This is a genomic window from Klebsiella scottii (assembly GCF_036561945.1).
GTDB classification, from domain to species: Bacteria; Pseudomonadota; Gammaproteobacteria; order Enterobacterales; family Enterobacteriaceae; genus Klebsiella; species Klebsiella scottii.
In genome coordinates this window covers 415,576-440,376 of the sequence record NZ_JARXNI010000019.1, presented here as the reverse complement: position 1 = coordinate 440,376, position 24,801 = coordinate 415,576, and the positions used below count along the sequence as shown (strand labels likewise).

Genomic DNA, 24,801 nt, shown 5'->3' with positions numbered 1-24,801 from the left:
ACTTTATGCTTAAAGAATATGATGTAGTAAAAGCAAAGAAAAACTTGTCTGCCACAGTTTCACAAGGATGTCTAGGTGCAGTCGTTTTGGTATACCAAAAACCCACAATAGGCTATGAAGTAGAGTTCGTTGATAGAGAGGGAGATACATTAGATGTTTTAACAGTTTATCCTGATGATATTGAACTATCAGAATAGCAATCTATCTCTTGTCACTGTAAAAACTCCCGCTCATCGAGCTGGGAGTTTTGCTTTCAGAATCAACCACAGTTCCGTTTCAGGCAGCTCTTGCGCTGACGAAGAAAGTGAAAGAAGGACTGAGTGCAGGTTGTCTGGCGAATGAAATGTGCGTGCTGATGGCTGTGGTTCAAGCACAACAGAGTCAGAAACATGCGGACGGGTCAGGAAGCAGAACTGAAACTCTGCCGGTGAATGATGATCTGACGGGTGGAAAACTGGTAAACCCGATTCAGGATGAGAATAAGGGAACGTCGCTTATCACGCCGGATCAGTCTGGCGATCAAAGAGGGAGTAATACTGGAAATACTGAGGATACGCCGGATACAGGTGGAAATACCACAGTAACGCCGATCCCGGATGGGCCGAATAAGGATGATTTGGCTTACCTGGCTACAGGAGATAAACCAGCAAACTTATCACCAGAAGGTTCAGCAAGGGCTGGTGCATTCAATGAAGCTAAAAGGCAATCTGGTATTCCTGTTAGCCAAAGTCCAAGTAAAGTATCTCCAAACGCTGATAGACGTGGCAATGTTCAACCCGGCTATATATATGAATTTGATGTGCCGAAGCCAGGTGGAGGAACTCAAAAGGTGTATATTCGTGATGATGCCGGTGGTCATTTTTATGGAGATGATGCCAGCCAAAACCGTGGCCCACACTTTAACGATGAGCAAGGCAACCACTATGACTATTAATTGTGTAAAACGATATGCCGCCGATTTAAATGTCAAAAATGACATAACTAATTTCGATAAGCTATCTTTCTCATTGGATGGAATTTCAGCTGTAAGCTGGGAATTACCCGGTTGCACACGGAGAGAGTATGGCGAAAAACTATTGAAGGATATGTATACATATGTTACTGATGATAGTGCTGAGAATATTCACGTCATGGTGCAATTAGTTCCCGAGCAGCCTAACACCGCAATAGTTAAATATAAAAAAACATGGAGATTAATTGAAAATTCAGGAGTAAACACAAACTACATTTACGATAAAAGCTCTTTTATTGACAATGGCGTTAAAGGGCTTATATTAACCGGGACTGGATATATTATCAAGCATGTGGACAATGAACTTCAGAAATTAATAAACTCGGAAGAGAGATTGTTTTTTTCAAATATAAAGCCAAATGTTAACATTGAGGACAACCCTCAATTTGATCGCCTGACTCATTGGATAAATAATATACTCCACAATGATGGGGTCATATTCTTCCTCTTAGGTCATTTTGACGAGAGAGATACTGAGGTTGTTGCTTTAGGTAGCAAGTATGCTTTGAAAAAAAATAATATAAATCGTATATAAAACACAATGAATGCAGAGTTCCAACTTTTGTGAAGTTCTCACAAAAGTTGGATAATCATATCAATATCTTGTTTGTATACCAGTCAGATATCAGCACCCCCTGACGGATATGACCCTCCGGGCTCCTGGAAATAATGCATAGTAAGGTAACAGTGCTCCGGCCGGTGCCTATTCAGCGGAAATAGTCGCCATAATATCTGGTAATATCCATGCCAAGCCAGTAAATAATTTCGAAATAAGCTGAGCAACGGTACGATATCTGCTATGGTGAGCGCAATAATCAACGGACCTGGCTAATGTTGGATCTATAGCGGCCGCTATTAGGATAGTTTGTCGGCCTTCGACTGAAAGGCATCTGGAGAGAAAGGAATGATTCCTTATATTACATTACTCATATATTCATGTATCTTTTGCATTGCATTTGGTTTCTTGCTTATAGGAGGAGCAGCATTATTTATATATCTAACAAAAGGATACTTCTTTTTTCCTGTCTACCATGTGGAAAGAATATTTGTGTTTGGGTGTGTAGCTGGTTCTGCAATTACACTGGCCACAATAGTTTTTAATCTGATAGATAAATTTAACTCTCGTAAAAAGCCTCCTTCAGATCCGGACTGATCTTCACAAAAATCCCGGCCGCCGAGCCGGGATTTTACCTTGAGGGTCAGTCACGGCTTCGCTTCAGGCAATCATAGCGGGGCTTCTCCCGCCGGATGACCGGCAGGTCACCGGTATCATTAAGCGCACCGGGGAACGTCTTGATCCACAAGTCCATTTTCTTCTTGCTGAAATGAGCCGCGCTTAGCCCTTCGGCACAACCGAACAGCTCCCGGCTGTTCTGGGCGGTGATCACAATGCAATCTGGCATCACTCTGATTTTTACCGGCATACCCGGCGTAAATCCGGCCTGCGAAAGCCAGTCCCCCTGGAGCGGGATATAGTCATGCCGCATACGGTCATAAAACTCCGTGCGGTTAAGCGGTTGTGATGACTCCGTTGTGGATCTATTCTGCAAGTGCTTAACGGATTTTTTACGTAACAGCTCGCAATTTTTGCCACTAGTTTCTGATTCATCAGAATCTATTTTGGCAATAGCACGTTCTGGCTTAAAATTCTTCTCAGCCATATTCAACTCCCGTTTAGTTGTCTGTGGTTAGCGGTATGAAGGTGTTCCACCACCTCCTTACCGCGCTCTTTAATAATCTTTCTACCTATTCCATCCTTCCGTTATGACAAGCGAAGTTTTATCTGGCTTCATTATATCGCACTGAATAAAAACACAGTATATATTGCATAAAGATTGTTGATTATTGCGAAGTGGATTCAGGAAATAATATAACTTCATGTACGTTGCATTATTAATAAGGACACACAGTTTTTCTGCCATCAGTAGCGGTATTGATGGTATGTATCCCCTGCCCTCCGTCAAGAATGGCTGGCTGTCGAACACCTCCTCCCATACCCTGGACACGGGGGCGAGCAGAGTGCAGGCAACGAGGTGAACGGCAGCACTAAAGGGCAGCGCTGAGCGAGAAGCGGACATTCGGAATACATAGTTTATCTCCTGAGAGTCCAGGAAATCGTCCGCCCTCTTCAGAGTGACATTATAAATATGGATAGAGAATAAAGTCAGGCGTTAAGCCCACCGTAACTCACCGGAAAAAGTCATCCACCGAATCGCTCCACTCATGGCCGGACACAGACCATACCTTGTTTATCGGGGGAGGAAATCCGCTTCTGCAGTACCCATTTTTCCCCACGAAATCGAACGCTCCATGCGGATATCCGTTGATAAGGAGCACGCACTTCTGACTGTCTTCTGACCAGCCGATTTTAACGTCAGAAGGAATGTGGCCGTCTGAAATATCCTCGACATTTTAGATATGTACTGCATCCTGAATCGGGTTTCCATCAACGGACTCATCGAGCGCGTAGAAATACCCGGTCTGGCCGTCGTCTTCAAATACGGCGGCCAGCATCCCCTCAGGAGCCAGGCTTTTTATCACCTGCGCTTCTCCAGTAATGAGCTGAGCCTGTATCGTCACTAAAATCGTCATACCGATGACTCTCCTTTCCCTGGTTGTTTGGTTAGGCTGCTTTCTAACTGACAAGCAATCTACCATAACATCCCGATCGCGAATCACACTTCCTCCCATACCATGTTATGGTTAAAAACTTTCATAACATGAGGATAGATGCATGGTAGTCAGAACATGGCACGGATGCGTACCGTTCAGGCATGCAGAAGGCTTTGCAAATCATCTGCAAAAGACAGGTGTTGAACATTCTGAAGGGACACCAGGAAATCTGGGAGCATATGTACGCAGAGAGACGCAGGGTGAATGGGAGCATTTCTTCCTGGCAACTTACTGGAAAGATCTTGATGCCGTGAAAGCATTCGCAGGCGAACAGTACCAGATTGCAGTCACCTATCCGGATGACGAGCAATTTGAGTTGCTATCTGATCCTTACGTTTTCCAACACAATGTCCAGACGGTATCACCTCTATAGTCATTCACTGGCCGCTGCCATGAGGCGGCCTTTTTCTCTTCTGAGTCTGCCCAGTTCTCATATTTAATTTAATAAAGAGTTCTTTGCAGTACCACCGCCAGCACCCTCAGACTGATAACAACCGTAATAATTGAATGCTTTTCAGCGCAGTGAAAAATAATATTGTTTTGAGCATTATCGGACTGGACCAGTAAGGTTTGAAATGAAAGGATCGTGTTTGTGCGGGGGTATTCCTCCGAAAGATGTGCTGACAGTTTTTCTGAGGGATTATAATCACTGACAGGAATGTTCTTCTGCTAATCGCTTAACTAGCGACTTAAATGGCCGATTTGAGCGAGTAGAGGAAATTCGAAATTGTTCTCACCGCCAGTTAATCTTGACCAGGTCTGGACCATACTCGAGCCAGGGTCATAAAAGGCTCACCGACGAAAACGGTGAGCCTGCTGCTTATTAACGTATCACGCTAACATTTTCCAGTTTCACTGAACTTTCAGGTTTATCACCTACTTGCATAGAGACCGGGACAAATACGTTGAATTCTTGCAGCCAGGCGAGTTTATTACGGCTTCCCTGCTGCCCTTCATTCGTTTCATAACACTCAACTAATAGATATTTCCCACTAAACTCAGGTGCAATGCTATTCGCGTCCCCTGGACTAACACCACTCAGATATGCAGCTTCCGACTTTCGTTCTGTGCGCTAATTTTGCTGCGACGGATGATCGGCTGCAGGCTCGGCACCGCCGTCGGGGAAAAGCCGCTGACGCAGCGTCAGCGTCTCAGTCGGGTTCCCTAACAGGCCGCGCTGTTTCAGCTCCGGGATCACCCAACGGGCAAAATCCTCAAAACAGCCTGGAGAAAGCCACTGCGCAAGATTAATGCCATCGGTATCGCTCTCTTGCAGCCACTGCGCCAACTGCCCGGCAACGCTGGCACCACTGCCGACAAAGGTCTTCTGCCGCCCTAGCCCCTGCTCAGGATGAAATACTTCGCGCAGCGTGCGGCTCGGTTGTCCATCCTCGCCGGTGACCATTTTCAGCAGCGAGCGGTTAGAGTTGGTCTGCTGCCATGCCAGCGGCGCATCCAGCGAATGGCCGGAAAGATCGACGCCGGTGCTGGCGCCATAATGGATCAACGCGCCCTGTAAATCATAGCGCGCGCGTCGTTCTGAATAGCGCTGCTGCGCTTCACTCTCGGTCTCTGCGGTAATGACCGTTACCGCGCTGATAAACTTAATTGCCCCCGGCGAGCGACCAAACTCCGCCGCCCGCGACTTAATGGCCGTGACCTGTCGACGGACGCCGCTGGCGTCCAGCCCGGCGACAAACACCACCTCCGCATGACGAGCAGCAAAATCAATGCCGCGTGGCGAGCCCCCGGCCTGAAAAATGACCGGCGTCCGCTGCGGGCTGGGTTCAGAGAGGTGCGCGTCCGGTACGGTAAACCAGCGCCCCTGATGGCGGATCGGGTGGACTTTGGCGGGGTCGGTATAAAGACCCTCCGTCTTATCACGCTTCAGCGCCGCCCGCTCCCAGGAGTGCTGCCACAATTTGTAGCTAACTGTCAGAAACTCGTCGGCACGCTCGTAGCGTTCGTCATGATCGATCTGCTTTTCCAGTCCGAGATTGCGCGCCGCGCTCTCCAACTGTGAGGTTACGACGTTCCAGGCAATACGCCCATTGGTCAGGTGATCGAGAGTGGTAAATTTCCGCGCCAGCAGGTAAGGCTGCTCATAGGTAGTGGAGACGGTGATACCTAACCCCAGCCGCTTTGTCTGTGCCGCCATGGCGGAGACCAGCAGCAGCGGATCGATAAGCGGAGACTGGATGCCTTGCTTAAGCGAGGCCGCAGGGCTGCCCTGCCAGCTGTCAATCAGCCCCAGCGCATCGGCAATAAACAGGCAGTCAAAATCGTTCTCTTCCAGCAGCTTCGCCAGACCTACCCAGTACTCAATATCGGTATAACGATGGCTTTGGTCCTGCGGGTCGCGCCACATGCCGTAGTTAATATGTGAAACTGCCGCCATCGTAAACCCGCTGAGAATAATGTTATTGCGCATGTCATTTACCGAAATAAAAAGAACTGACAATAAATAAAACCATTTTTATCGACAATTATTAAATCCGGCAAACCAAAGTCGAAAACCGCAAATTAAAAAAATAGAATATAAAATCACAAATGCGCATTTATGCTCTTTTTTTTCCAGTGCTAACATCGCCTTCAGACCTGATGGAAAGACAAAAAATTCAGGCAAATATTACAAAGACCTGCAGTCAAAACTTGGACATCGCCATGAAAAACAAGAACTTTCCATCCGGGATATTATTATCTCGTCGTAAGCTATTACAGCTTACGGCTATTTCCACCACATTATTAATGGGATTAGGACTGCCCGGTTTGTCCTTTGCTGAGGATAGCGATGAGAAATCTCGTTATGGCAAAATCTTAATTATTGGTCAGGCTCTGGAACCGACGATTTACGATCCTAACCGACAGTATTCTTATGAAACCTACCGGGTTGATAAACATATTTACGAGTCGTTGGTCGCAGAAGATCTCTCCGTACCCGCGGCGCAGGGCACCCCGCCGATCGTCCCCGGACTGGCGACCCGCTGGGAAATCAATGATGATGCAACCGTCTTTACCTTCCATCTCCGCGAAGGGGTCAAGTTCCATGACGGCACGTCGTTTGACGCCGAAGCGGTGCGTTTTAACGTGCGCCGTTATACCGATCCACAGTTTGAATACTATGACGCCCGCTCACAGGCCACCATGGCTCAGGTCTATCACGATCTGAAAGCAATTGAGGTCGTTGATCCGCTTACCGTCCGCTACACCTTCAACCAGCCTTTCCCTGATTTCCTGCGTTTCTTGCCGCAGGGCAACTGGGTTTCCGGTATTTTCAGCCCGGAGGCGCTGAAAAAATGGGGTCAGGACGGGCTGGCGGAGCACCCTACCGGCACCGGCCCGTACCGCTTTGTGCTGCGGGTACGCAACGACCGCACCGAGCTGGTTCGCAACGACGACTGGTGGGGCAAAAAGCCGTATATGGAAAGGCTGATCTTCCGTCCAATTCTCGACGGCAGCACTGGCGTCAGCGCGCTGCAATCAGGCCAGGTGGATATCCTGTCACGTACCCCGACCGACGCGGTAGATCTGCTCTCACAAAGCGGCTATACGGTGCACGACAGCACAGAGGCCAACCAGCTGTTCCTCGGCTGGAACTTTGCCAATAAATATACCAGCCAGCTGGCGGTCCGTCAGGCGGTGATTAAGGCCATCAACCGCGAAGAGCTGGTGAAATCGCTGCTCAACGGCCACGCGGTGGCGAGCTACAGCATACTCAACCGTTCTAATGAAGCTTTTCTGGCCGAGCAGAAAGACTATGCCTACGACCCGGAAGGGGCGAAAAAGCTGCTGGCCGATGCGGGCTACCAGCCCGGCGAAGTGAGCTTCACCATCATCACTTATGACCAGAACCAGCCGGTTATCGAGTGGATCCAGCGCGATCTCAGCAAGGTCGGCATTACCGTGAAGGTCGTGTCGCAGGAGTGGATCACCTACAGCTCGCATCTGGCCAACCTCGCCGATGATACCGGGCTGTTCACCATGGAGTGGGGGCTGATTAGCCCGCAGTGGCTGAACGTGGCGTGGAAAAACTACGTGGTTTCGCGGGGCAAAGGCGAAAAGGTGATTACCGGCGTCGCGCCGCTGATTGCCGAGGCCAGCGTAACCATCGACCGTCAGAAAGCGTTGACCCTGTGGCACCAGGTCAACCAGCAGTTCCAGCAGCAGGCGGCGTTCGTCCCGCTGCTGGAGCTGAACCGCGTGTTTACCACATCGCCTGCCGTCCAGGGCTTTAACGTACCGGCGCAGAACTTCTACGACCTGACCCGCGTGTGGCTGAAATCATGATACGCATCGTACTGCTTCGGCTGGCGCAGGCCGTCCCGCTGCTGTTTCTGATCTCGCTGCTGGTGTTCCTGATTGCTAAGCTGGTACCCGGCGACCCGATCGCCAACGCGCTGGCCGGCCAGCTCTCCGCCGAAGCTATCGAGCAGATCCGTCACGTCTACGGGCTGGATAAACCGGCGGCGGTCCAGTACCTGCTGTGGCTGAAAAATCTGTTCAGCGGTGACTGGGGAACTTCGCTGACCCTGCGCGCGCCGGTGGTAGAGGTACTGAGTAGCGCCTTCGCCAATACCGCCATCCTTACCGGCGCCGCGGTGCTGATGTGCCTGATCCCCGGCGTGGCGGTCGGCGTGGCGTGCGGCCTGTGGCAGAACACCCGCCGTGACCGTCTGGTGATGCTGTTGGTGCAGCTCGGCCACAACGTCCCCATCTTTTGGCTGGCGGTGTTTTTCATCTGGCTGTTCGCCGTCAAGCTGCGCTGGTTTCCGGTCTCCGGCATGTACGACATGCGAGGCGATCGCGGACTCGGCGATCTTCTGCACCATCTGTTTTTACCGGCGCTTTCGACGGCGCTGATCTCAATGCTGATCCTCGCTCGTCAGGTGCGTAACAGCGTAATTGGCATTATGAATGCCGACTACATCCGCACCTACCGTGCGCTAGGCTATCCCACCGCGCTGCTGCTATGGCGGCATCTCGGACGCAATCTTCTGGCGCCAATTGTCAGCATTACCGGGCTGCAAATCGGCTACCTGCTGAGCGGCGTCATTTTTATCGAGAAAATTTTCGCCTGGCCCGGCATTGGCACCCAGCTATACAACGCCGCGGCTGGCCAGGACTACCCCACCATTCAGACCGGGGTGATGCTGATTGCCGCTTGCTTCCTCGCCGTCAACCTGCTCAGCGACATCCTGCAGGATTGGCTCGACCCGCGCCACCAGGGAGCCCGCTAATCATGACCACGACCCTGTTCCTGCGCCGGCTCTCCCGACACGGGCTGGCACTGTTCGGCCTGTTTATTTTGCTCACCGCGCTGCTGGTCTCTCTGCTGGCTCCGTGGCTTTCGCCATACGACCCGCTCGCTTCGTTTGACGGCCTGCGCCTGGCGCCGCCGGGAACGCCGGGTCATTTACTCGGCCTGGATAATCAGGGGCGCGACGTACTGAGCCGAATCATCTGGGGCGGGCGTAGCCTGCTTACGGCTTCGGTGCTGCCGATTATCTTCGCCGCGCTGATTAGCCTCGCGCTCGGCATGCTGGCAGGTTTTCGCGCCTCGGCCTTTTCCGAACTGATTATGCGCAGTATGGACATGCTGTTCGCCTTCCCGATGGTGCTGTTGGCCATCGGCCTCTCAGCGGTGCTGGGCAGCGGCTATCCGACGCTCATCATCACCCTGATTTGCAGCGTCATTCCCTACCTCACCCGCGTGGTCTATCGGGATACTCGCGCCGAGGCGGCGAAAGAGTACGTCGAGGCGCTACGCGCCCAGGGGGCGTCGACCGTCGACATTCTGTTCCGTGAAATCCTGCCCAACGTGGCGACGCCGCTGCTGGTTTACACCACCTCGTTGCTCGGCGGCATGGTGGTATTTCTGGCCGGCCTCAGCTTCCTCGGCCTCGGCGTACAGCCACCGCAGGCGGACTGGGGACGCATGGTTGGCGAAGGCGCGCAGATGATGATCCTCGGTGCGCCGCACGTCGCTACCGCTCCAGCCCTGGCGATCGTGCTGCTGTCGTTGGCTTTTAACTGGCTGGGGGACGGCTTGCGCGATCTCCTTGACCCTTACCAATAAGGAGCGGCAACCATGAGCCTGCTGCAGATTGCCCACCTTAACGTGCTTTTTCACCGCCAGAACGTGCAGGCGGTGGACGATGTCTCCCTGACCGTTGCTCCCGGAGAAGTGCTGGCGCTTGCGGGCGAATCCGGTTCCGGAAAAAGCGTCACCGCCGCCGCCATTCTCGGCCTGCTGCCTGCGGGCCAGGCGACGGTCAACGGCAGCATCGCTTTTGACGGCCAGCCCTTGTTGCACCAATCCACCGCGCGGCTTAATCGTCTGCGCGGACACGATATTGCGATGGTGTTTCAGAACTCGCTTTCCACGCTAGACCCGTCATGGCGAGTGGGCAAGCAGCTGCTGCACAATCTGCGCCGCCTGCATCCGGCGCTGGGGCGGCGTGCTCTGCGTGATGAGGCGCTGACGTGGCTTACCCGGATGAAAATCCGTCAGCCGGAGCAGGTAATGGCGCTCTATCCGCACCAGCTTTCCGGCGGTATGCGCCAGCGCATCCTGATTGCCCTCGCCGCCATGTGCCGCCCGCGGCTGCTGATTGCCGATGAGCCCACCACCGCGCTGGACGCCACCGTGCAGCGCGAGGTGCTCCAGTTGCTCAAAGAGCTGTGCCAGCAGCAGCAGATGGCGCTGCTGATCATTACTCACGATTTCGGCGTGGTGGCCGCGTTAAGCGACCGCGTCGCAGTTATGCAGCACGGGCGCATCGTTGAGCAGGGGTCAACGGCTGACCTTATCGCCGCGCCGCAGCACCCGTATACCCAATCGCTGCTGGCGGCGGTACCGTGGCCGAACACCACGCCGGTGGCCGAATACCACGACGAAGACGCGCCGCTGCTGCAAACCCGCGGATTGGGAAAAGATTTCTGGCGCCGGGAGACGCGGGGCTGGTGGCCGAAAAAGGTGGCCGTTACGGCGGTTAACGACGTCAGCCTGACCGTTCAGCGCGGCGAAATTGTCGGCATTATCGGCGAGTCCGGGTCCGGAAAATCCACCCTGGCGCGGCTGCTGGCGCAGCTGATCCCAGGCGATCGCGGCGAAATGCGCTTTGCCGGCGAGCTGGTGAGCAACAAGGATAAGGACAGCATCACTACTCTGCGTTGTCAGCTTCAGTGCGTCTTTCAGGACAGCCTGGCCTCATTCAACCCGCGTCTGACGCTGGAAGAGCAGCTGGTTCGCCCGCAGTTCCGTCTTGGCACGGTCGCACAGCGCCCGCAGGCGGTAGCGCGCGCCAGGTCCCTGTTTAGCGAAGTTGGGCTGGACGTCGCTCTGCTGCAGCGCTATCCGCACCAGCTCTCCGGCGGTCAGCGCCAGCGCGCCAATATCGCCCGCGCCCTGGCGGTGAATCCCCGCTTCCTGCTGCTCGACGAACCCACCTCCGCGCTGGATCTCACGGTACAGGCGCAGGTAATGGCGCTGCTCACGCGCATGCATCGCCAGCACGCCCTGACCTGCCTGTTTATCAGTCACAACCTGGCCCTGGTCGCGCAGTTTTGCCAGCGCATTGTGGTGATGGCCCGCGGCCAGATAGTGGACGATTTCCCGCGCCACGCGCTGTACGCCGCGGATCGTCATCCGATCACCCGGCAGCTGCTGGCCGCCAGCTACCTGCTGCCAACGGGCACGACGGACGCGGCGTTAAAACGTTTTGCCTGACCCATTTTAATAAGGACGCACCATGACAACCGCAAAAAAACAGCTGTTATTCAACGGCTTTATGATGAACGTCGTCGGCCATGTCTCCGCCGGACTGTGGCGGCACCCCGATGACCGAGCCAGCGAATACACGACTCTCGACTACTGGCTGCACATTGCGCGCCTGCTCGATGAGGCCGGTTTTGACGCTATGTTTATCGCCGACGCGCTGGGGCAGATAGACGTCTACCAGGGCAAACCCGATGCCGCGCTGCGTACCGCCGCGCAGTCGCCGGTCAACGATCCGCTGCTGCTGGTCTCGGCGATGGCCGCCGCCACCCGACAGTTGGGGTTTGGCATCACCGTTTCAACCACCTACGAGCATCCGTATCTGCTGGCGCGCAAGTTCACCACGCTCGACCACCTGACCAAGGGGCGAGTGGCGTGGAACATCGTGACGTCGGTGCTGGAGTCCGCCGCGCGTAACCTCGGGCTGGAAAAACAGATGGACCACGACGAACGCTACGAGCGTGCGCAGGAGTTCCTTGAGGTGACCTACAAGCTGTGGGAAGGCTCGTGGGAAGACGATGCGGTACGCCGTGACCGCGAGGCGGGCGTCTATACCGACCCCGCCAAAGTCCACCCGATCCGCCATCAGGGGCGCTGGTTTACCGTGCCGGACGCGCACCTCTCTGAACCCAGCCCGCAGCGAACGCCGGTGCTGTTCCAGGCAGGCACCTCTGACCGGGGTCGTCTGTTTGCCGCACAGAATGCCGAAGTCGTGTTCCTCGGCGGCACCACGCCGCAGTCGATCGCGCAGAATATCGACAAAATTCGCACGCTGGCGCATGAACAGGGGCGCGGCGCCGAGGCAATTCGCTTTATCACCGCCATCAGCGTGGTGGTCGATGAGGACGATGCCAGGGCTCACGCCAAATTCCAGGACTACCTCAACTACACCAGTCAGGAAGCGGCGCTGGCGCTGTTCTCTGCCTGGACGGGAGTGGACTGGTCCGACTGGTCGCTGGACGAGCCGCTCAAATATATCGAAACCAACGCCAGCCGCTCGGCGCTGGCCGGGCTGACGCGCATTGACGCCGAGCGCCAGTGGACGGTGGGCGATATCAGTAACTACATCGGCATCGGCGGCATTCACCCGACGCTGGTGGGTAGTCCGCAGAGCGTCGCCGACCAGCTGGAAGCCTTTGCCGACGCCTCCGGGGTTGATGGCTTCAACCTCGCCTACGCCATCAGCCCCGGCAGTTTCGAAGATTTTGTCCGCTGGGTGGTGCCGGAACTTCAGGCGCGGGGACGCATGCGTCGGGCGGACGGTACGTCGCTCACCCTACGCGAACGCCTGCAGGGTCACGGGCAGCAGCGGCTGCGCGACGATCACCCCGGCACCCGCTTTCGTCAACTAACAGACGGCTATCCTCAGGAGGTGCAATGAGCATCCATCTGCACTGGTACCTGCCGACCAATGGCGACAGCCGGGGGATCGTCGGCGCAGGCGATGACTCTCAGCACATCAGCGGCATCAGCGGCCAGTTCCGCCCCGCCACCCTCGATTATCTGATCGATATTGCCCGCAGCGCAGAGCGCCTGGGCTTTGAAGGCGTACTGACACCGACCGGCAGCTGGTGCGAAGACGCATGGCTCAGCACCATGGCTATTAGCCAACACACCGAGCGGCTGAAGTTTATCGTTGCCTTCCGTCCGGGTTTTATTTCGCCAACGCTGGCCGCTCATCAGGCGGCAAGCTTCCAGCGGCTGACCGAGGGACGGTTGATGATCAATATCGTCACCGGCGGCGATCCGGTTGAGCAGCGCCGCTACGGCGACCGGCTGGATCACGACCAGCGCTACGCCCGCAGCGGCGAGTTTATCGCCGCGTTTAAAGGCGTTAGTCACGCCAGGAACAGCGGCCAGCCGTTCGATTTTCACGGCGAGCACTATCAGCTTGAGCAGGCCACCCTGCTACCCTCGCCGTGGTCAGTGCCGCCGGTGTTCTTCGGCGGTTCCAGCCCGGCTGCCCAGCAGGTTGCCGCCGCGCAGGCCGACACCTGGATTAGCTGGGGCGAACCGCCCGAACAGGTCGCGCAGCAGCTGGCGACGGTGCGCGCGCTGGCCGCCGCCCAAGGGCGTACGCCGAGCTTCGGCATCCGCTTTCACGTCATCAGCCGCGACAGCGAAGAAGAGGCCTGGCGTGAGGCCGCCCGCCTGCTGCTCGGCATAACCCCGGAGCGCATTCAAAGCGCCCAGCTGCTTTTGGGGCGCACCGAATCCGTCGGGCAAAAGCGCATGAGTGCTCTGCTTGACGATATTCAGGCCGAGAAGGTAACGCCGGAAAACGTCCGTCTGCTGGAGATCGCCCCTAACATCTGGAGCGGCTACGCGCTGGTGCGCGGCGGCGTAGGTACCGCCATCGTCGGCAGCCACCAGCAGGTCGCGGAGAAGATCCAGGCCTTCCACGCGCTGGGCATTGAACACTTTATTTTATCCGGTCAGCCGCATCTTGAAGAAGCTTACTGGTTTGCCGAGGGCGCAGGTGCCCTGCTACGCCGCAGCGGACTGCTGCACTCACCACACCAACCATAAAAAAACATCGCCCCTAAGAGAGGAACTATGAGCCATGCTCAGGACATTTATGCAGGACTTAACCACCAGGAATTCGTCCACTGGAAAGTAGTGGCTCAGGAAGTCGCGGACCGTCTCTATGCCACCTTGCTGGAGCGCGATCGCGCCAATAAACATCCGTTTGAAGAGATAGACTGGCTGCGTCAGAGCGGCCTGCTCAAGCTGGCGGTGCCGAAGTCGCTGGGCGGTGGAGGGGCGAATCTGGTGCAGGCGCTGGAGATTGGCCGCATTATCTCTGCTGCCGACGGCTCGATCGGCCAGCTGATCACCTACCACTACTCCAACGGCGTCTGGAGCTACATTCTCGGCAACCGCGAGCAGTGGGAGTTTATCGCCCGCGGCGTCGCCAACGAAGGCTGGTTCCAGTCGAGCATCAGCAACCCGCGTGACCCGCGCCTGAAGCTGGAATGGGACGGTAACGATCTCTACGTCACCGGGCGTCGCACTTTTGCCACTGGCGCTGCCGTTTCGCAGGTAATGACCATCGCTGTATGGATAGAGGATCGGCTGGTGCAGTACCAGGTTACCGCCGATCGGCCGGGGATCGTCTTTAACGATGACTGGGACAACCTCGGCCAGCGCCTGACCGCCAGCGGTACGCTGGAGTTCAACCGCGTGCGTCTTCAGGAGAAAGATCGCCTCACCGGGCTGGAGGAGAAGCCGGAGAGCGCGCTGCTGCGCAACGCCCTGCGCAACCAGTTCAGCCAGTTGATTTTTGTCCACTTCTACCTCGGCATTGCCGAAGGCGCGCTGAAGCAGGCCGCCGCCTATTTCCGTGACACCGTACGCCCGTGGCCGGAGTCCGGCGTGGAGAGCGCGCTGGAAGACCCGTATCACCGGCTGAAAGCGGGCGAGCTCTCATCCGATCTCGCCGCCGGGATCGCGCTGGCGGAAAAAACCGCGCACGCCTTCCAGGATGCCTTCCATGCCGGCGACGATCTCACCGAAACCCAATGGGGCGAACTGGCGCTGCTAACCGACCAGGCCAAGGTCATTGCCAACAACGTGGCGCTAAAAATCAGCAACGAGATCTTTGAGCTGACCGGCGGGCGATCCACCAGCAATCAGTACGGGCTGGACGTTTTCTGGCGTAACGTGCGTACCCACACGCTGCACGATCCGGTGACCTATCGTACGCGAGAAGTGGGCGACTACGTGCTGAGCGGCAAGCTGCCGACGCCGCGCGTCTACTCGCCGCCGAAACGCTAAGGAAGCGACGATGCCGGAGATTCGGATTATCTATGACCCCGCCGAGCTGCTCGCTGCCGCGACGCTGTTTCGCCAGGCGATGTTCGGCCTCCCCGGGGGCGTCACGCCGGTGGAGGCGTGGGCCGAACGCTACGTGGTGCCGGGGCGCGTTTATACCGCTTCGTTCGACGGCCAATTAGCGGGCACCAGCAACAGTTTCCCCGGCGAACTGACTCTGCCGGGCGGCCAGCGCGTGCCGCATGCCGCCGTCACCCACGTCGGCGTCCTGCCCCACTTCAGCCGTCGCGGCGTGCTGCGGGCGCTATTCAGCCAACAGCTGGCCGATCTTTACCAGCAGGGGGTAGCCGTCGCCACGCTGCGCGCTTCGCAGGGCACCATTTACGGGCGCTTCGGCTACGGTATCGCCACGGCTATTCAGGATCTTAGAGTTGATAAACGCGAGCTGTCATCGCTGCCCGCCGCCGAAGGTGATATTCGCCTGCTGCCTCACGCCGACGCCTGGGAGGCGCAACAAACCGTCGTGACGCGCTACCCGCAGCGCCACGCCGGCACGCTGACCCGCTGGCCGCAGTGGTGGGCGCTCCAGCAGCATCGTCTGGCGCACAGCAGCCTGAACCATTATGTGGCGCTGGCGCTCAAGGATGGCGAGCCTCAGGGCTTTGTGCGTTATCACGCCAGGCCCGACGACAACTGGTTGTACAGCACTGAGCGCACGCTGGTGGTTGACGATCTGCACGCCGCTGACCCGCAGATAGCCGCACAGCTGTTCGGCTATCTGCTGCAGCTTGATATCGCGCGCTATATCGAACTGCCGCACCGCCCGGTGGATGACGCCCTGCCGCTGCTGCTGGCAAATCCCCGCGCGGTGCAGCAAGTCAGGCGCGTCGACGAAAGCTGGCTGCGAATCCTCAACGTCGAGCGGACGTTTAACGCCCGAGCCCTTGGCGACGGCGAGGCGCTCACGCTGGCGATTGATGACCCTCTGATTGAGGCAAACCGCGGCGTCTGGCGGCTATCGTCTAGCGGCATTCAGCGCAGCGCCGGCCAACCGGATATCTCGCTTGGTATCGATGCGCTTGCCATGCTGCTGCTCGGCGAATACACCGCTCACCAGCTCGTGGCCGCACGCCGTATTCAGCCTCACCACTCGCAGTCCACCGCGCGTTTGACGCGCTTGCTGGCCTGTCATGAACATCCCTGGTCGGGAATTTTCTTCTAACTTTTTCTGGAGATTTTTTGATGCACAGCATTCGTTGGCCCCTGATGGGCCAGGCCCTTTTTGTTGCCTTCATCACTAGCGCAATGGTTCCGGCGTTTGCCGAAGAGGCTGCGCCGCAGCCCGGTGGCACGCTGAAGATTGCCTCATTACAGCCGGATCTTGACGCCTTCGATCCGCTGACCGGCTACTCGGTTGACTCGTGGGAGATCCTGCGGGCGGTCACCCGCCAGCTGGTCACCTACCCCGGCTCGACCAGCAGCCTGAAGGATGACACCACGCTGGTTGGCGATCTGGCAAAATCATGGGACGTCAGCGCCGATGGCAAAACTTACACCTTCCACCTGCGCGACGGTATTCGCTTCGCCGGGCCGACGACGCGGCCCATTGTGGCAAAAGACTTCGTCTACGCTATCAAGCGTTTCTGCGATCCCAACAAGCAGGTGGCGGCGGTGAACTACTTTAACCTCGCTTTCTCCGGGTTTGCCGATTACTGCCAGGCGTTCAGTAAAGTCGCTACCGGCGATCTTGCCGCCAGCAAGGCGTTCATTGACGGCCACGAGATTGCAGGCGTCAGCGCGCCAGACGACAAAACGCTGGTACTGCGCTCCGACAGCAAAAACTACGACTTCCTCAACATTCTGTCGATGAACTTCGTCACCCCGCTGCCGGAAGAGGTCGCTTCGCGCTACTTCCCGGACTCACAGGAGTTTCGCAAAAACTTTCCGTCCAGCGGGCCGTATGAAGTCGCCAGCTACGCCAGCGGCCAGAAGCTGGTATTAAGCAAAGTGAAAGACTACAACCACGCGGAGGACCCGGCGCGTAAAGCCTGGGTTGACGCCATCGAGGTGAGTTTTACCGGCAACAACGAAGACAGCGTGATGCAGCGTATTCAGGCGGGCGATGCGGATCTGTCGCTGTACCTTGACGTACCGCCGCAGGCCGCGGTTCGTCAGTATCTGCTGAAAAAGAGCCCGTATCTGCACGCCGCCAACAGCGGTGCGGCGAACTTCATCGCCATTAACGCTCAGCCGCAGGCGAAGAGCGCCGGCGCAACAGCCCTGCGCGACCTGCGCGTGCGCCAGGCGTTGGCCTACGCGGTGAACAAGTCGCACCTGGTGCAGGCGCAGGGTGGGAAAATCGCCGCGCTGCCGCTGGGGCAGATTATCACCAGCACCCTGCTCGGCCATGAGCCGTTCGATCCGTACGCCACCACGGACAGTAAAGGCGACCCGGAAAAAGCCAAAGCGCTGCTGAAAGAGGCCGGACTGGCGGATGGGCTGACGTTGGATCTGGTCTATCGCGCCAATAACCAGTTCAGCACCCTGGCGGTGATCCTCAAAGAAGATCTGGCCCGCTCGGGGATTCGCCTGAACCTGATCCCGGTGCCGCCGCCGCAGTTTATGTCGTATTTACAAAGCCCGGAAAACCGCTGGGATCTTGCACTCGGTCAGACCTCCCCTGACTGGCAAGGTCCGGCGACGCGCATGCTGCTCGGAGGCTGGCTGAATTCAGATGCCTCGCCATGCGGGCGCGGCAACGTCTACGCCATCTGCTACAGCAACGACAAGCTGAACCAGTTAGCGAAGCAGGCCTACAGCTCGGACAACCCTGGCCCTATCTGGCAGGAAGCTGACCGCCTGGTCTCCGCTGACCTGCCGTGGATCCCGCTGTTTGAGAAACGCCGCATTGCGGTGACGTCTGAGCGCGTCACAAACTGGACGTGGTCTTCGCTGGCGACCCAGGCCGATATCACCAATATTGCGCTGAAGCCTTAAGGGGGCGTCATGCCATTACTCAATGTACGCGACTTAACAATTGGCCTTGACCCGCGTAGTACGCTGGTCAAAGGCGTCAGTTTTCACGTCGAGCCGGGAGAAACGCTGGCGGTAGTGGGCGAGTCAGGGTCGGGGAAAAGCCTGAGCCTGCTGGCGGTGCTTGGCCTGTTACCGACGCAGATGCGCGTGCAGGGAGAGATTGTCTTTAACGACCAGCCGCTGCACGCCTTTACGGCGAATCAAAAGCGCCAGCTGCGCGGCGCGCAGATAGGCTACGTGTCGCAGGACCCTCTAAGCAATCTGCACCCGCTGAAAAGCGTCGGGCGGCAAATCGAGGAGGCGATCCTCGCTCACCGGCGTGTGGGGCGTAAGGCCCTACGCACGCAGGTGCTATCGCTGCTGGCGGAGGTAGGCATTGCGGATGCCGCCCGCCGCTATCACGAGCGTCCGGCGAAGTTCTCCGGTGGCCAGCGCCAGCGGGTGATGATCGCCATCGCCATTGCGTTGAATCCGTCGCTGATTATCGCTGATGAGCCAACTACCGCGCTGGACGCCACCGTCCAGGCCTCAATTCTGCGCCTGTTGAAGCGGCTCCAGCGCCAGCATGGCTGCGCGCTGGTGTTTATCAGCCACAACCTACGGGTGGTGGCTGATATTGCCGACAGGATCGTGGTAATGCAGCACGGCCAGGTTGTCGAACAGGGTGCAGCACGCGCCCTTTTCGACGCGCCGCAGCATGACTATACCCGCTCACTGCTGCAGGCGGGCTGGCATCCGCGCGCCCCGTCTCCCTTCCGTTACGACGAGGCGACGCCGCTGCTGGAGGTGAGTCAGGTTTCGCGCAGCTTTGTCAGACCCTCGCGGCTCTGGCCGGGAAAAGCAACTGCGCCGGTATTGGATGGCATCAGTTTTAGTCTGCATGAGGGGGAGATTCTCGGCCTGGTCGGCGAGTCCGGCTCCGGGAAGAGCACGCTGGGGCGCATCGTCGTCGGACTGGACCGCCCGGACGGCGGCACGCTGACGCTGGCGGGCCAGCCGTGGAGGGAGCCGGGTAGCCATCACCCGGAACGCCACGCGGTGCAGATGGTGTTTCAGGATCCCTACAGCAGCCTCAATCCACGGCGGCGCGTTGACGACACGCTGGCTCAACCGCTGCAGCTAACCGCCCTACGCGAACGCGGCCAGCCGCTGTCGCCGCTGGCGCTCAGGGCGGCTATCGACGATCTGCTGGCGCAGGTGGAGCTGCCCGCTTTAGCGGCCTCGCGCTACCCGTCGCAGCTGTCCGGCGGCCAGCGCCAGCGGGTGGTTATTGCCCGTGCGCTGGCGATGAAACCGAAGCTTATCGTCGCCGACGAGGCGGTGTCGGCGCTGGATATCACCACCCAGCACCGCATCATTCAGCTGTTTATCCGACTGCGTAGCCGCTATGGCCTGTCACTTCTGTTTATTTCGCACGACCTCGATGCGGTGGCAGCGCTGTGCGACCGCGTATTGGTACTGCAGGCAGGGCACATTATCGAACAGGGCAGCACCGAGCAGATCTTCCAGCGGCCCCAGCACGCATGGACGCGCCTGCTGCTTGCGGCCATTCCCGGCACCGGCCATCGTTTTAGCGAGGAGGTAGTCTATGAGTCAGCCGCTGCTTTCTGAGCCGTTCGCCCTCCCGCCTGTGACGTTCTGGCAGAGGCTGTGGCGGGAACCGAGCGCCCGTCGTGGACTGGTGATTGTGGCGCTGATGGTACTTGCGGCGCTAGCTGCGCCAATGGTCGCCGCATGGCTAGGTCATAGCGAAACCGGGCAGTTCCGTGATAGCGCGCTGTCGGATATGGGCCTTCCCGTAGGGCCGAGTGCAGCGTTTCCGCTCGGCGCGGATGATAACGGTCGCGACGTGCTGGTGCGCACCCTGTACGGCACCCGCATTTCGCTGCTGATCGCCGTCCCCGCCACCACTCTGGCAATGCTGATTGGCCTGTTCGTCGGGCTGTTTGGCGGCTATCGCGGCGGGCGCATTGACGCGCTGTGTCAACAGCTGATCAATCTGGTACTTTCGTTTCCGTTCGTGGTCACGGCGCTCAGCCTGCTGGCGCTGAATCAAGGCGGCGAGAGCGGTCCGCGCGTCGACCCTGTGTGGGTCGTGATCTTTGTGATTACCTTCTTCTCCTGGGGCTACTTTGCGCGCCTGAGCCGAGGGCTGGTGCTGGATCTGCGCCAGCAGGAGTTCGTGGCTGCCGCGGTGCTGATGGGTGAAAGCCAGTGGCGCATTTTGTGGCGCGATATTATTCCCGGCGTGTTGCCGACGATGGGCGTGTACTGGGCCATCCAGCTACCTACCAACATCATCGCTGAAGCCACCCTTTCCTTCCTTGGCGTAGGTATTCCCGCGCCCGCCGCAAGCCTTGGCAATATGATTGCCGACGTGCAGCGTTCGGCGATGTATCAGGTACAGCCGTGGTTTCTGGCTGCCCCCGCGCTGGCGCTGTTTTTCATCGTCCTCGGTTTTAACTGCCTCAGTAGCGGCCTGCGCGACGTACTGGACCCTCATCTGGAGAGACGATAGTCATGACTTTTTCTACTCTGTTTAACACGCTGCTGCGTAGCGCCCTGACGCTGCTGCTGGTGCTGATCGTCGCCTTTTCACTCACCCGTATCGCCTATCAGGATCCGGCGGTGATGCTGGCGCCGCGAAACGCCACGCCAGAGGCCGTTGCGGCTATAGCCCGGGCGCTGCACCTCAACGATCCCTGGTATCAGCAGCTGCGCTATTTCCTGCTGCGTGGCCCGGAGATCCAGGGCGCGCCGGTGGGCATGCTGCACTGGCCGCCAGCGCTGGGCTACTCGTTCCGTTTCCAGACGCCGGTCACCCAGCTGATTTTGGAGAAGGTGCCGGTTACGCTGTCGCTGGCGCTGGGGGCGCTGGTTATCTGGACGGTGGTGTCGCTGCTCACCGGCGTGCTGGCGGCACGCTACCGCGACCGCTTTGTCGACCGCCTGCTGGCGTTCTTCGCCTACGTCGCGCTGTCGCTACCCACCTTCCTGAGCGGGATGCTGATTATCTTCTTCCTGTTTTATCAGCTGTCGCTGCATAACATAAACTGGTTTCCTGCTGGCGGCTATGTGGCCCTGCGCGATGACCCGTGGCAGTGGGCGCGGCATCTGGCGCTGCCGTGGCTGACGCTGACGCTGGCTGAAACAGCTATTTTTCAACGCGTGTTGCGCAGCAGTATGCTCGACGTGCTGCACAAGGACTATATCCGTACCGCGCGGGCAAAAGGGGTGCGCGAGTGGCGGGTATACTTCGATCACGCGTTAAAGCCAGCGCTTAGCCCGGTATTGATGCTCACCGGGCTGGAGCTGGCGGCGATTATGGGCGGCGCAATTGTCACCGAGAAGATGTTCGGCCTCGACGGCGTCGGACGGCTGGCGATTGATGCGGCGCTGGACGGCGATTTCCCGGTAGTGATTGGCACCACCATTTTCGCCGCCTGCGTGTTTATTGTCTCTAACCTGTTGACCGATCTTTTTCACCGCCTGTTTTTACGGAGTCAATGAAGGTGTAAGCACCCCGTATCTATACCTGGTGGCGATGGACCGGCACGATGGCGCAGAAAACCAGCGGAAAGAAATCTCGGTGAAAGGGTATGCGCGCTCAGGCATGGGGAAGAGTCATTAATATTTCGAGCCTGGCAGCGCTGATGCCGCCGGACAAGAGGCCAGATTATGCTGCGGCGAAGGCCGGGAGATTACATAACGTTATTCCTGTTCGGGGCGGTTGCAAACGGTGAATACCGTTTCACCCGGCACCATTCATAGCTCCAGCCTGGATAAAGCCTTTCGTCAAACGGCTAAAAATATCGGGCTGGCTTACGATGCGCGGTGGGAAGACATTGACCGGTCGGTGCTTCCCATGTTCGCCCAGGTTCCGATGGGCCGCGTTGGTGGCATGTGGCCCGGACTCTAAAGGCGCAGCGGGTCGTAGCCCCGTTCAGCTGTTCAATGACATCGGCTTACTCCCCCCAGGAGGCAGGCCAAATAACCGACGCACCCAGTTCAGAAACGCGCCGTAAGGCCTGCCCAGACAAAGCATCATCAGCGCGGCGCCGAGAGTGCCTCGAATCAGCCCGCTTCCCGAGGCGCCGCTGAAGGCAATGATCAGCGCATAGATCGGCACCTGGAAGCTGACCAGGGCCGCGCTGTCCCATAGCAGCTGAGACACCCGCCCAGGGCCGGCGCGCCGCATCAGCCAATCCCGCCAGATGCCGTAGGGTCTTGCGACCGGAACCATCAGGGCCGCTCCCAGAAGACGGGCGTGGAGAACCTGCTCCCACGTCATACCGGCTATCACCCGTTCGTTAATAATGCCGGTTGTCGTGAAGAAGAGGATCAGCGCAGCGGTATCTGCAATAAATGCGGTCCGACGCATCGACCGTTCCGGGGGTTGAGGCAAATTACATTTCCTGTCGTGGTGGGGGGATTAAACGTCTTCTCATTCACCGAGAAGCTTAAAACTATAGCATACGGGCATTTTGCAGGACCGCGGCCGCACGCAGGTGCGATATCCGGCGCCGCTCATTGCGGCCGCCCTGACCTCCCGCCGTAACCGAAACCATTTACCTGCCGCTCCCCCCGGATTACAGGCCTGTTAATACTTAGACGCGCATGCTGAAACCCATTTAAGATAATCAACCGCATGCTAAGCGCACGCCTCGCCACTGTCCGCACGGACAAGATGCCGCACTCTGCAATGTGCAAAAAAAGATAACAAGCGCCCGTTACGGGCTGCTCACCAGGCCGGTACCACGATGCCGGCCGGAATATTGGCTTTGAATGGGATAAGACTATGGGTTCACTGGTATCCGCAGCGGACGATTCGCTGCTGCGGCACAGGTCGTTCGTCACTTTTTGGCTGGCGCGCACCTGTTCATCGTTTGGCTTTCAGATGTTTTCGGTTGCCGTTAGCTGGCAAATTTACGCCATCACCCACAGCGCGATGGCGCTGGGGATGATCGGCCTGATGCAGTTCCTCCCCTCAGTGCTGCTGGCCCTGCCCGCCGGACACCTCGCGGATCAGTTCGATCGCCGGCGCATTGTGCTGTTAGGCCAGCTCATCGAATGGGCGGCCTTACTCGGGCTGGTGGCGCTGACGCTGCTGCACTGGGCGGACAAAATTGAGATTTGGGGGCTGGTCTTCTTAATCTCGGTGGCAAAAGCGCTGGAGTGGCCGGCGATCACCTCGATGCTGCCGGCGCTGGTGCCGCCGCCGATCCTCGCCCGCGCGATGGCGGCCAGCTCCGTTGGGGGACAGGCGGCGGTGATTATCGGCCCAACCCTGGGCGGCCTGCTGTACGTGGCGGGTCCGGAAGTGGTGTACGGCGTCTCCGCCCTGTTCTATCTGTTCTCGATTGTGCTGGTGAGCCGGCTGCGCTACGAGCGGCCGCCGCAAACCCGCCTGCCGATGAACCTCAAGAACCTGTTTGCCGGCGTGCATTTTATCCGCGAGAGAAAAGACGTGCTGGGCGTGATCTCGCTCGATCTGTTTGCCGTGCTCCTCGGCGGGGCGACGGCGCTGCTGCCGATCTTCGCCCAGGATATTTTGCACACCGGCCCCTGGGGGCTGGGGATGCTGCGCGGTGCGCCATCGGTCGGCGCGCTGCTGGTGGGCGTCTGGCTCAGCCGCAACAAGCTGGAGAAGAACGTGGGCCTGATCATGTTCGCCTCGGTGGCCGGCTTTGGCCTGGCGACGCTGCTGTTTGCGCTCTCGACGAAGCTGTGGCTCTCCCTGCTGGCGCTGGCCGCGCTGGGCGGGTTCGATATGGTGAGCATGGTCATTCGCGGCGCGCTGGTGCAGCTGGATACGCCGGATGATATGCGCGGCCGGGTGAACGCGGTGAACGCCATCTTCATCAATACCTCAAACCAGCTTGGCGAGTTTGAATCCGGCCTGCTGGCGGCGTGGATGGGCGCCGTACCGGCCGCGGCGCTTGGCGGGATTGGCACGCTGGTGGTGGTGGCGGTATGGATGACCATTTTCCCGCATCTGCGTAAAAGGCAGAAGCTGGAAAATGAAGGCACCCGCTGATAGCAGAAACAAAGCCTGGAGATGCGGCGTACTTTATGCGCGAAGCCGGAAACGTGCTGCTGAAATAATATTGACGGGCACGGCTCCGGCAAAAAATTATGGCTAAGCTCTTTCTCAACGAAATAAGCGCCAAAAAATAGATCCCGGATGCGAGGAGCGCGCCTGCGTTCATCCCTGAAATTTAGCGCCGGCGAAAGCCGGCGTATTTATATCAGGCGCGGATATCATCGTATTCGCGGGTATTATCAAACTCATGTTTAGCAAACGGACATAGCGGGATAATTTTACGCTGCTCGCCGCGCATTTTTTCCACCACCTTCGCCACCAGCCGTTTACCTACGCCCTGCCCTTTCAGGCTCGCGTCCACGTCGGTATGTTCAATAATGCTGAGATGCTCCCCGGTGGGCACAAAAACAATTTCGGCAACCTGATTGCCCTCGGCGTCATTGACGTAAAACTTGTTGTGACCTTCCAGTATTTCCATCACGTCCT

The 24,801-nt window shown here is 57.8% G+C and carries 23 protein-coding genes and 2 pseudogenes; 20 read left to right on the top strand and 5 right to left on the bottom strand.

The window, feature by feature from the left end:
• Nucleotides 1–5 precede the first annotated feature (5 nt).
• Genes QFI97_RS05880 through QFI97_RS05870 form a run of 3 tightly spaced genes read left to right on the top strand, consistent with a single transcriptional unit; the run spans nucleotide 6 to nucleotide 1,547 of the window.
• Entirely contained in the window at nucleotides 6–197 is a 192-nt protein-coding gene (locus QFI97_RS05880) for a DUF4926 domain-containing protein (protein WP_346430719.1), read from the top strand.
• 50 nt (nucleotides 198–247) lie between these two features.
• Nucleotides 248–934: an HNH/endonuclease VII fold putative polymorphic toxin gene (locus QFI97_RS05875; RefSeq protein ID WP_346430718.1), complete on the top strand. Its 687-nt coding sequence runs from the start codon at nucleotides 248–250 to the stop codon at nucleotides 932–934.
• A complete protein-coding gene (locus tag QFI97_RS05870) occupies nucleotides 840–1,547 on the top strand; it encodes a hypothetical protein (protein ID WP_346430717.1) in 708 nt (235 codons plus the stop codon). The genes QFI97_RS05875 and QFI97_RS05870 overlap by 95 nt, the downstream gene beginning before the upstream one ends.
• 664 nt (nucleotides 1,548–2,211) lie before the next feature.
• Here QFI97_RS05870 and QFI97_RS05865 read toward each other — a convergent pair.
• A complete protein-coding gene (locus tag QFI97_RS05865; RefSeq protein WP_346430716.1) occupies nucleotides 2,212–2,673 on the bottom strand; it encodes a SymE family type I addiction module toxin in 462 nt (153 codons plus the stop codon).
• Nucleotides 2,674–3,199: 526 nt separating this feature from the next.
• A pseudogene (locus tag QFI97_RS05860) lies at nucleotides 3,200–3,604 on the bottom strand (DUF2251 domain-containing protein).
• A 142-nt stretch (nucleotides 3,605–3,746) separates the two neighbouring features.
• On the opposite strand from QFI97_RS05860, the gene QFI97_RS05855 reads away from it, so the two are divergent.
• Nucleotides 3,747–4,058, top strand: coding sequence for a hypothetical protein (locus tag QFI97_RS05855; protein WP_095099064.1), 312 nt, complete (start codon nucleotides 3,747–3,749; stop codon nucleotides 4,056–4,058).
• Between the two features lie 699 nt (nucleotides 4,059–4,757).
• Here QFI97_RS05855 and QFI97_RS05850 read toward each other — a convergent pair.
• Nucleotides 4,758–6,116 carry an LLM class flavin-dependent oxidoreductase gene (locus tag QFI97_RS05850; RefSeq protein WP_346430715.1) on the bottom strand — a complete coding sequence of 453 codons (1,359 nt, stop codon included), beginning with the start codon at nucleotides 6,114–6,116 and terminating at the stop codon, nucleotides 4,758–4,760.
• 338 nt (nucleotides 6,117–6,454) lie between these two features.
• On the opposite strand from QFI97_RS05850, the gene QFI97_RS05845 reads away from it, so the two are divergent.
• The 15 genes and pseudogenes from QFI97_RS05845 (at nucleotide 6,455) to QFI97_RS05785 (ending at nucleotide 22,191) form a co-directional block, all read left to right on the top strand.
• Nucleotides 6,455–7,972 carry an ABC transporter substrate-binding protein gene (locus QFI97_RS05845; protein WP_223261772.1) on the top strand — a complete coding sequence of 506 codons (1,518 nt, stop codon included), beginning with the start codon at nucleotides 6,455–6,457 and terminating at the stop codon, nucleotides 7,970–7,972.
• Nucleotides 7,969–8,922, top strand: coding sequence for an ABC transporter permease (locus tag QFI97_RS05840; protein WP_045858055.1), 954 nt, complete (start codon nucleotides 7,969–7,971; stop codon nucleotides 8,920–8,922). Before QFI97_RS05845 ends, QFI97_RS05840 begins: the two co-directional genes overlap by 4 nt.
• Before the next feature lie 2 nt (nucleotides 8,923–8,924).
• Nucleotides 8,925–9,761 carry an ABC transporter permease gene (locus tag QFI97_RS05835; RefSeq protein ID WP_095099067.1) on the top strand — a complete coding sequence of 279 codons (837 nt, stop codon included), beginning with the start codon at nucleotides 8,925–8,927 and terminating at the stop codon, nucleotides 9,759–9,761.
• Nucleotides 9,762–9,773: 12 nt separating this feature from the next.
• Nucleotides 9,774–10,544: pseudogene (locus QFI97_RS23575) on the top strand (ABC transporter ATP-binding protein); the annotation flags it as partial.
• A gap of 18 nt (nucleotides 10,545–10,562) precedes the next feature.
• Nucleotides 10,563–11,414: an ABC transporter ATP-binding protein gene (locus tag QFI97_RS23570; protein ID WP_497773265.1), complete on the top strand. Its 852-nt coding sequence runs from the start codon at nucleotides 10,563–10,565 to the stop codon at nucleotides 11,412–11,414.
• 22 nt (nucleotides 11,415–11,436) lie between these two features.
• Entirely contained in the window at nucleotides 11,437–12,843 is a 1,407-nt protein-coding gene (locus tag QFI97_RS05825) for an LLM class flavin-dependent oxidoreductase (RefSeq protein ID WP_346430713.1), read from the top strand.
• On the top strand, nucleotides 12,840–13,991 hold the full coding sequence (locus QFI97_RS05820) for an LLM class flavin-dependent oxidoreductase (RefSeq protein ID WP_045858063.1): 1,152 nt from the start codon (nucleotides 12,840–12,842) through the stop codon (nucleotides 13,989–13,991). The genes QFI97_RS05825 and QFI97_RS05820 overlap by 4 nt, the downstream gene beginning before the upstream one ends.
• A 27-nt stretch (nucleotides 13,992–14,018) precedes the next feature.
• A complete protein-coding gene (locus QFI97_RS05815) occupies nucleotides 14,019–15,239 on the top strand; it encodes an acyl-CoA dehydrogenase family protein (RefSeq protein WP_095099076.1) in 1,221 nt (406 codons plus the stop codon).
• A 10-nt stretch (nucleotides 15,240–15,249) separates the two neighbouring features.
• A complete protein-coding gene (locus tag QFI97_RS05810) occupies nucleotides 15,250–16,458 on the top strand; it encodes a GNAT family N-acetyltransferase (RefSeq protein WP_346430712.1) in 1,209 nt (402 codons plus the stop codon).
• A gap of 20 nt (nucleotides 16,459–16,478) precedes the next feature.
• Nucleotides 16,479–18,233 (top strand): ABC transporter substrate-binding protein, encoded by a 1,755-nt coding sequence (locus tag QFI97_RS05805; protein WP_095099083.1) that lies wholly within the window; start codon nucleotides 16,479–16,481, stop codon nucleotides 18,231–18,233.
• A 9-nt stretch (nucleotides 18,234–18,242) separates the two neighbouring features.
• A complete protein-coding gene (locus tag QFI97_RS05800) occupies nucleotides 18,243–19,883 on the top strand; it encodes a dipeptide ABC transporter ATP-binding protein (RefSeq protein WP_346430711.1) in 1,641 nt (546 codons plus the stop codon).
• Entirely contained in the window at nucleotides 19,861–20,790 is a 930-nt protein-coding gene (locus QFI97_RS05795) for an ABC transporter permease (protein ID WP_095099089.1), read from the top strand. The genes QFI97_RS05800 and QFI97_RS05795 overlap by 23 nt, the downstream gene beginning before the upstream one ends.
• Before the next feature lie 2 nt (nucleotides 20,791–20,792).
• Nucleotides 20,793–21,782: an ABC transporter permease gene (locus QFI97_RS05790; protein ID WP_346430710.1), complete on the top strand. Its 990-nt coding sequence runs from the start codon at nucleotides 20,793–20,795 to the stop codon at nucleotides 21,780–21,782.
• An 89-nt stretch (nucleotides 21,783–21,871) separates the two neighbouring features.
• Complete coding sequence (locus QFI97_RS23435) at nucleotides 21,872–22,015, top strand: SDR family NAD(P)-dependent oxidoreductase (protein WP_198389041.1); 144 nt, start codon at nucleotides 21,872–21,874, stop codon at nucleotides 22,013–22,015.
• Nucleotides 22,012–22,191, top strand: a complete 180-nt coding sequence (locus QFI97_RS05785; RefSeq protein ID WP_198389042.1) for a hypothetical protein — start codon at nucleotides 22,012–22,014, stop codon at nucleotides 22,189–22,191. Before QFI97_RS23435 ends, QFI97_RS05785 begins: the two co-directional genes overlap by 4 nt.
• A 24-nt stretch (nucleotides 22,192–22,215) precedes the next feature.
• Here QFI97_RS05785 and alaE read toward each other — a convergent pair whose 3' ends face one another.
• Complete coding sequence (gene alaE / locus QFI97_RS05780; RefSeq protein ID WP_346430709.1) at nucleotides 22,216–22,653, bottom strand: L-alanine exporter AlaE; 438 nt, start codon at nucleotides 22,651–22,653, stop codon at nucleotides 22,216–22,218.
• A gap of 417 nt (nucleotides 22,654–23,070) precedes the next feature.
• On the opposite strand from alaE, the gene QFI97_RS05775 reads away from it, so the two are divergent.
• Nucleotides 23,071–24,309: an MFS transporter gene (locus QFI97_RS05775; RefSeq protein WP_346430708.1), complete on the top strand. Its 1,239-nt coding sequence runs from the start codon at nucleotides 23,071–23,073 to the stop codon at nucleotides 24,307–24,309.
• Between the two features lie 211 nt (nucleotides 24,310–24,520).
• Here QFI97_RS05775 and QFI97_RS05770 read toward each other — a convergent pair whose 3' ends face one another.
• Nucleotides 24,521–24,793, bottom strand: coding sequence for a GNAT family N-acetyltransferase (locus tag QFI97_RS05770; RefSeq protein WP_095099104.1), 273 nt, complete (start codon nucleotides 24,791–24,793; stop codon nucleotides 24,521–24,523).
• Nucleotides 24,794–24,801: the final 8 nt, after the last annotated feature.

Excerpts from the sequence above, each read along its gene's own strand:
- QFI97_RS05880 (WP_346430719.1), top strand. The coding sequence starts at position 6 with ATGCTTAAAGAATATGATGTAGTAAAAGCAAAGAAAAACTTGTCTGCC.
- QFI97_RS05865 (WP_346430716.1), bottom strand. The coding sequence starts at position 2,673 with ATGGCTGAGAAGAATTTTAAGCCAGAACGTGCTATTGCCAAAATAGAT.
- QFI97_RS05855 (WP_095099064.1), top strand. The coding sequence starts at position 3,747 with ATGGTAGTCAGAACATGGCACGGATGCGTACCGTTCAGGCATGCAGAA.
- QFI97_RS05850 (WP_346430715.1), bottom strand. The coding sequence starts at position 6,116 with ATGCGCAATAACATTATTCTCAGCGGGTTTACGATGGCGGCAGTTTCA.
- QFI97_RS05840 (WP_045858055.1), top strand. The coding sequence starts at position 7,969 with ATGATACGCATCGTACTGCTTCGGCTGGCGCAGGCCGTCCCGCTGCTG.
- QFI97_RS05835 (WP_095099067.1), top strand. The coding sequence starts at position 8,925 with ATGACCACGACCCTGTTCCTGCGCCGGCTCTCCCGACACGGGCTGGCA.
- QFI97_RS05825 (WP_346430713.1), top strand. The coding sequence starts at position 11,437 with ATGACAACCGCAAAAAAACAGCTGTTATTCAACGGCTTTATGATGAAC.
- QFI97_RS05820 (WP_045858063.1), top strand. The coding sequence starts at position 12,840 with ATGAGCATCCATCTGCACTGGTACCTGCCGACCAATGGCGACAGCCGG.
- QFI97_RS05815 (WP_095099076.1), top strand. The coding sequence starts at position 14,019 with ATGAGCCATGCTCAGGACATTTATGCAGGACTTAACCACCAGGAATTC.
- QFI97_RS05810 (WP_346430712.1), top strand. The coding sequence starts at position 15,250 with ATGCCGGAGATTCGGATTATCTATGACCCCGCCGAGCTGCTCGCTGCC.
- QFI97_RS05805 (WP_095099083.1), top strand. The coding sequence starts at position 16,479 with ATGCACAGCATTCGTTGGCCCCTGATGGGCCAGGCCCTTTTTGTTGCC.
- QFI97_RS05800 (WP_346430711.1), top strand. The coding sequence starts at position 18,243 with ATGCCATTACTCAATGTACGCGACTTAACAATTGGCCTTGACCCGCGT.
- QFI97_RS05795 (WP_095099089.1), top strand. The coding sequence starts at position 19,861 with ATGAGTCAGCCGCTGCTTTCTGAGCCGTTCGCCCTCCCGCCTGTGACG.
- QFI97_RS05790 (WP_346430710.1), top strand. The coding sequence starts at position 20,793 with ATGACTTTTTCTACTCTGTTTAACACGCTGCTGCGTAGCGCCCTGACG.
- QFI97_RS23435 (WP_198389041.1), top strand. The coding sequence starts at position 21,872 with ATGCGCGCTCAGGCATGGGGAAGAGTCATTAATATTTCGAGCCTGGCA.
- alaE (WP_346430709.1), bottom strand. The coding sequence starts at position 22,653 with ATGCGTCGGACCGCATTTATTGCAGATACCGCTGCGCTGATCCTCTTC.
- QFI97_RS05775 (WP_346430708.1), top strand. The coding sequence starts at position 23,071 with ATGGGTTCACTGGTATCCGCAGCGGACGATTCGCTGCTGCGGCACAGG.
- QFI97_RS05770 (WP_095099104.1), bottom strand. The coding sequence starts at position 24,793 with ATGGAAATACTGGAAGGTCACAACAAGTTTTACGTCAATGACGCCGAG.